The organism is Brytella acorum, assembly GCF_029309905.1.
In the GTDB taxonomy this organism is placed as follows: domain Bacteria; phylum Pseudomonadota; class Alphaproteobacteria; order Acetobacterales; family Acetobacteraceae; genus Brytella; species Brytella acorum.
On sequence record NZ_JARBJP010000039.1, the window covers coordinates 1 to 1,042 of the forward strand.

General features: G+C 62.0%; 1 protein-coding gene. It reads left to right on the forward strand.

What is annotated here, in order from left to right:
* Positions 1-3 precede the first annotated feature (3 nt).
* On the forward strand, positions 4-918 hold the full coding sequence (locus PWM43_RS15330) for an IS5 family transposase (protein WP_289843328.1): 915 nt from the start codon (positions 4-6) through the stop codon (positions 916-918).
* Positions 919-1,042: the final 124 nt, after the last annotated feature.

Below are 1,042 nucleotides of genomic sequence, written 5' to 3' on the forward strand. Positions count from 1 at the left end.
TCAATCGGTCAGGATTGTCTTGGGTTCTCGCGACCGGACCGTTCCACGTCATCGCTGGACGAGATCGTGGCGTTGATCGACTGGCAGCCGATCGGCGAGATGCTGTCGTCGCTGTATCCTGCGACGAAGGGCGAACCTGCATGGCCGCCCCTCTCGATGTTGCGGGCGATGCTGCTTGCGGTCTGGTATGACCTGTCCGACGTCAAGCTGGCCGAGGCGCTGGACGACCGGGCATCTTTTCGCCGGTTCTGCGGTTTTTCTCTTCACGAACCGACACCGGAGCGCACGGCCTTTGTGCGGTTTCGACGCATGTTGGTGTCCCGGTCCCTCGACAAATCCCTGTTCGAAACCATCACGGCCCAACTGAAAGCCCGGGCGATCCGGATCAAGACCGGCACGATCGTCGATGCGACCATCATCGCGTCGCACACGGAGCACGACAGCGAAGCGCGCCGGGTCAAACACATGGGCAAAAGGGCCGTTCATGGCTTCAAAGCCCATGTGGGCGCCGACGCAGCGACCGCCCTGGTGGAGAAGATCTTCGTCACGCCGGCCAACATCAATGATGGTCGGGCCGGTCCCGATGCGTTGCCGGACAATCCGGGCGAAGTGTTTGCTGATAGCGCTTATCGGGGAGCGCATTTCCGTGAAGCCGTGCGCGCCAGGGGCGGCAGCATCCGGGTGGCGGCGACAGGGATGTGGGGACGCGACGAAAAAGAGACGGTGGCGTGCCTGAAGGCATGGAACCACGGTGTCCATCGTGTCCGCGGACGGATCGAGAAGATTTTTGGCACGTGGAAACGAAGCTATGGATTGCGCCGCATGCGATGGCGCGGTCTCGCCAAGGCCGCCGTCCAGATCCACCTCTCGGCCATCGCCTACAATTTCCGACGCACACTCAATATCGTCGCCGGGTAATCGGGGAATGAAACGAACGGGGGCGTCTTCGACACCCGCGCATGGCCAGACCCGAACATAAAGGGGCGGCAGGTCAGAAATTCCACCTCCCGCAGGCAGTCAGCTACCCGCACACAGGTCTCAT